The following is a 5,115-nucleotide window of genomic DNA, read 5'->3' on the forward strand; positions in this document are numbered from 1 at the left end:
TTCGGCCAGTACAGGCGCAGAAAGACGTTGAAGTCGCCGGACGGAGCCGGCAGCCAGTTCCGCTCCTTCTCACCACCAGGGGATTCGTGCTGAAGATAGATGTCGAGGGAACCGTCGTCGGCAAACACCAGATCGCTTCGATCGCCAATCGCGTATCGGTCGATCGGGTTGTCCACGAAGAACTGCCGCTCGTTCATCATCGTGAGCGACCAGAAGCCCTCGACCGGTGGCAGCTCGTCCTTCTCGAAGTGCAGGACGTACTTCTTCGCCCCGGTCAGCGGCTTCCCGTCGACGTCCGTCGTGGCATGCGGGTACACGGCATCAGCGTCGAGATTGGCCCCGAAACCGAGCCAGACGATCAGGGCCCGCTGAGCGTAATGGGTTCCGTAGTGTCCCAAGCCGCGGTGCATCGTCCAGCCGTTCTTCGGACTGCCCTCGGCCTCTTCGGCGATCTCGCTCAGCACGTCCATACCGGTTCGCGCAGCTCTATCGAGGGCATCACGTACCTCCTGCGGACGCGACCTCCAGGGCAAGGAGGAGCCGATTCCTATGTCGGACAGTTGTTTCATCATCTCGGTGTCCTCCGGACGCGGAGGATTGTCGTCGAGAAGTGCGTCGAGTCTGGTGAAGAATGCCTCGCCGTCCATGGCGGCCACCTGGTCCACCGGCGGCGTCCGCGTGTCGACGGCAGGGTTCACCGGCATTTCACCGGGCGTGTAGTCCTGCGGGTCACCCGTCCACTCCGACAGAGGAGTGAGTCGCGTCCGGTCCTGCAGGCTGTGCACTTCTGTCAGGTCTGTTCCCCCCGACGTCGCGTAGCGGGCGACTATCCAGTTCATCGCCGTCGGAGACCGCAGCAGCGTCAAACCCTTGGGCACGTTGCCTTTCCAATTCGGCCCGGCCACCAGGTACGGTCCCCCGGTCCGCCCGACTGTCCGAGATCCCGGAACCGTGAACACGTCGCTCCACGCGTCGAGGATGGGGACCAGCCAGTACCGGGTGCCGAAGTCCGGCAGTGAGAGCACCTGCGGTTCCGTCGAGACGTCCAGCCACCCCGACGAGTAGAGAGTGTCCGCGTTGGGTGAGACGACATCGGTGAAGGTCGCATCCGGCGTCGTACGCGCGTATGCGAACTGGTTGAGCGGGGCTTTCATCGCCACCGGCGAAGGCACCGCCGTCATGACATCCCGCGATACCGCAGCAATCAACAGGGGATATCCGAAGATCCACGCCTGCGTTGCCAGGTCTTCCAGCCGAGAACGGTTCTTCGACAGAGTCATGTCTGCGCATACCACCGCCCTCACCAGCGCAAACCTGGCTGGCACTCTCCCTCTCTTGTGTGCCAGTACCGAATGGGTGCATATTTCGATTACCCAACGAGGTGTGCCGGACCGACGCATGCGCGTCTGCCCGAGATTTGCCCCAGCACCGAGGGAGGAACAGAAATGAACAGAAACGAAGCAATAGGCATTTCTCCGTTCCAAGCCGCTGGGTCTTTGCAGGGGTTCGTCATTTCCGGTCGTTGGCCGGACACCACCCAGGAGTGGGCGCAGCTTCTCGCATTGGCTGTCCGCGTGGCCTCGATGCCAGGTTTGTTGCCGACCACGACGGTCTTCGGGGTCCGTGAAGACGTTCCCGAAGATCCGCAGCCGGGCACCGTCGGTCTGGTGGTTGCCGAAGGTCCGGTACTCGGCGATTTCGCCTTGACACCCGGCCGTTTCTCCGACCATCAGCCACCGGCGCTGATCATGCTGCACCCACCGTCGGAAACCACGCCCAGCCTGCCGGAATGCGAGGGCAGCGCGTCGGGGTGTGTACTGCTGCCAGGCCTTCCCTATCTGGGTTTGGAGCATCGTGCGGCGTGGGTCGAGGCTGAGCCGGACGGCACAGTCGTCTCCATGATCAGTCGTGTCGGCATCGATCCGATCAGCGATCCCGACACCGCTGTTTTGGCCATGCTCCTCGCCTCGTGACGGCCCCGGTAAGCGATAAGTTCGGACTCCCAAACTTGCTGTGCGCTTTGCCAATTCGTTTCAGGCGCGCTAACGTGGGCAGCAACGAAGGGGAGTAGCCCCCAATCGCCCGTGTCGACATACTGGTTCGACGCGCTCCGCCTGGTGCGGATCGCGAAGCACCCGGCCTGGCGAACCGAAGGTCTTGTGGCCTCGGTGGGCGAGACCTTCGGCCGGACAAGCGCACCCACTGCGCCTGCCCAGGCCGGAGGCTCGCATTTTTCCTCCGACCTACACCGACCGGAGGAGTAAATCTTGCTTGCCGCAATACTTTTGAGTTTCGGCGTCATTTTCGTCGCAGAACTCGGTGACAAGTCGCAACTGATGGCAATGACGTTTGCCTTGCGCTATCGCTGGTGGGTCGTCCTCGGCGGAATCACCGTCGCCACCACCCTTGTTCACCTCGTCTCGGTCGCCGTCGGCCACTACCTGGGCGTCGCCCTCCCCACCGCGGCGATTTCCATCGTCGGCGGTATCGCTTTCCTGATCTTCGGCCTCTGGACCTTGCGCGGTGACGATCTCACCGACGACGAGCAGAACAAGGCCGGTCGCGTCACGCGATCCGCCTTCATCGCCGTCGCCTCGGCCTTCTTCCTGGCAGAACTCGGCGACAAGACCATGCTCGCCACCATCACCCTTGCCACCGACAACGACTGGATCGGCGTCTGGATCGGGTCGACGGTAGGCATGGTGGCGGCCGACGCTCTCGCCATCATCGTCGGCTCGGTGCTGGGCAAGCACCTTCCGGACGGATTCATCAAGATCGGCGCCGCGGTGCTGTTCTTCGTCTTCGGTATCTGGCTGCTGCTCGAGGGCATCTTCCCGGACTCGTCGGCCGGCATCATCGGCGGTGGCGTTGTCCTGGCCGTGTCCGTGCTGGGTGCACTGGCTCGGATGATCTGGAAGCGCTCCCGTGCGACCGACTCCGCTACGCACCTCGTCGACGACAATCGGACGCCGATCGACTGACGCTCAACGAATAACGTCGCCGGCGCCCCAAATTGCGACCGGGACATGACCTTCCGCCACTCCGCTCGGTCCGAGTAGCTGCCCGAACCGCTTCATCGGGTACAGCGAGACACGTCGATCGAGGATCCGCACACTACCGATTCGGCGGAGTCGATCCTCGACGACAAGACTCTGCGCGAGGCTGCTCAGCCACACGCTGATCAACATGTTCGCTGTTCCGGTTGTCGCTACCAACAATCTGATCTCCGGCCAACTCGACACAAGATTGCCGAGTTCGTCGGTGGAACCGTCCACAGCGACGTCGAAGATCACTTCGAACGGTGAACCGACGGCCTGTTGCGAGACATCGCAGCGGAAAATCAACTGTTGCGACGCAGTCAGTTGGGCCAAGCGCCGTCGAATCGCAGTCTCGTTCGTTCCACAAATCGCGGCGAGACGCGCATAGCTGGCACGTCCGTCACGGCCGAGCGCCTCCAACAGGGCACCGTCGGACTCGCGGAACTCTGTCGGATCTGCCGGCACCGCAGCGCCCTTTGTCGATGCCGTTGCCAGCTGAGCCCGACCCGCTTGCCCCAGAGCGCCCGGCTCCCAGCTGAACCCGTCCCGGTACACCTTCACCCCGACCCGGCTTCTGATCGACAGAATTCCAGGATCGGCGGCAAGGTGCTCACACACCAAAGCGTCCAAACTCTTGTGGTCGGCGGCCACGACTCCGACGAAATATTCGTACTCGCCTTCCGTCCTGGCCAACAGATAGGCACAGGAGAGTTGACGTAACAGCTCCCCCACGTCGGCAACGGAATCCTGTGTGGTCCTGATCAGGAGATAGCCGAATATGTGGGTTCGACCGATTGCGACCGCGTTGACCCACGAATGACCGTTCGAAACGAGGCGACGCCACCGGCGGGCGATCGTCGTCGAATCCATGTCGAGCACTGACGACAACTGCGTCCACGACGCGCGGGGGTTGAGCTGAAGTGCATTGATGATCTCCAGATCAGATTCCGCGATGACAAATGCGTCGGATTCCGGCTTCATCGGCCCAGTATTGCCGGATTACTGCATTCTGGTCGGTGATCCCTGCCTGTTTGCCAAAGATGTGTGAATCACTTCACAGGTTCACCACTTGGAGGCCCAGTGCTTCGCTCCACCAAAGTCACGGTCGCGTTGCTGTTCGTCGCGTACGCGATCGACTACATAGATCGGCTGGCGATCAACCTCGCTCTCCCCTTGCTCGGTGAGGAGTTCGATCTCGACTACTCCCAGCGTGGATTGATCATCTCCACGTTCTTCATTGCATACACGCTGGCCCAACTGCCTGGTGGACTGCTCGCCGATCGATACGGCGCAGTCCGGATGGCTCTGATCGGATTGGTGGCGTGGAGTGTCTTCACCGGCCTCACTGCCCTTGCCTGGTCGTTCGGGACGCTTCTGGTTGTTCGCTTTCTCTTCGGTCTCGCGCAGGGCGTGTTTCCAGCAGCTGCAGTAAAGCTCGTTGCCGAGCGGAGCATCCCGGAGCAACGTGCCACTGCCACAGGATGGATGAACAGTTCCAACGCCGTCGGTACGCTTCTTGCCATCGTTGTTGCAGCAGCACTTCTCCCGTTGATCGGCTGGCGTGGAATGTTTCTGGCCGTCGCGGCGCTCGGCGTACTCTCGCTCGTCAGCATCAAGTTGTGGCTCCCGCCGGCACTTCCGGCGGAGAACGACCACGGTCCGGATTCCTCCTGGGACAACATGCGCACCGTACTTCGCTCCCGCGCGATGTGGCTCTTCGCCTTGATGTTCTTCGGATACGACTTCGTGATCTGGGGGATGTCGTCTTGGGTTCCGTCGTACCTCCATGACGAACGTGGAATCGCCCTCTCGAGCGCAAGCCTCCTTCTGATTCCGGCTACCGTGGTGGCCGCCGTGACCACCGTCATCGGCGGGCGAATCTCCGATCGGCTGGCTGGCAACAGTCGTGTCGTCGTGGTGCCGTCCATGCTCGCGTGCATCGTGATGCTCGTTTCGATTCCTTTCGTCTCCAACACGGCCTTGTTCGTCGTTCTCGTCACCCTCGGATCTGCCGCTGCCTCTTTCGCTTTCATGCCGTGTTTTGCACTTCCGCTTCGTAGCCTGCCTTCGTCGGTGG

5 protein-coding genes are annotated in these 5,115 nt (G+C 61.9%); 3 read left to right on the forward strand and 2 right to left on the reverse strand.

Annotated features, from left to right (window positions below; all coding sequences use genetic code 11):
- Positions 1 to 1,280: DUF1254 domain-containing protein (locus tag A2J01_RS25040; RefSeq protein WP_064113823.1), on the reverse strand; the 1,280-nt coding region annotated here is incomplete at its 3' end.
- 165 nt (positions 1,281 to 1,445) lie between these two features.
- Here A2J01_RS25040 and A2J01_RS25045 point away from each other — a divergent pair.
- Together A2J01_RS25045 and A2J01_RS25050 are read left to right on the forward strand one after the other, a co-directional pair.
- Positions 1,446 to 1,973, forward strand: a complete 528-nt coding sequence (locus tag A2J01_RS25045; RefSeq protein WP_003944138.1) for a hypothetical protein — start codon at positions 1,446 to 1,448, stop codon at positions 1,971 to 1,973.
- 294 nt (positions 1,974 to 2,267) lie between these two features.
- Positions 2,268 to 2,981 carry a TMEM165/GDT1 family protein gene (locus tag A2J01_RS25050; RefSeq protein ID WP_007735982.1) on the forward strand — a complete coding sequence of 238 codons (714 nt, stop codon included), beginning with the start codon at positions 2,268 to 2,270 and terminating at the stop codon, positions 2,979 to 2,981.
- A gap of 3 nt (positions 2,982 to 2,984) precedes the next feature.
- Here A2J01_RS25050 and A2J01_RS25055 read toward each other — a convergent pair whose 3' ends face one another.
- Positions 2,985 to 4,019: an Lrp/AsnC family transcriptional regulator gene (locus A2J01_RS25055; RefSeq protein ID WP_047272740.1), complete on the reverse strand. Its 1,035-nt coding sequence runs from the start codon at positions 4,017 to 4,019 to the stop codon at positions 2,985 to 2,987.
- A 99-nt stretch (positions 4,020 to 4,118) separates the two neighbouring features.
- Between A2J01_RS25055 and A2J01_RS25060 the strand changes: the two genes are divergently transcribed.
- The coding region (locus A2J01_RS25060; RefSeq protein ID WP_064113824.1) for an MFS transporter at positions 4,119 to 5,115 on the forward strand (997 nt) is incomplete at its 3' end.

This window comes from Rhodococcus sp. EPR-134 (assembly GCF_001647205.1).
Lineage (GTDB): Bacteria > Actinomycetota > Actinomycetes > Mycobacteriales > Mycobacteriaceae > Rhodococcus_F > Rhodococcus_F qingshengii.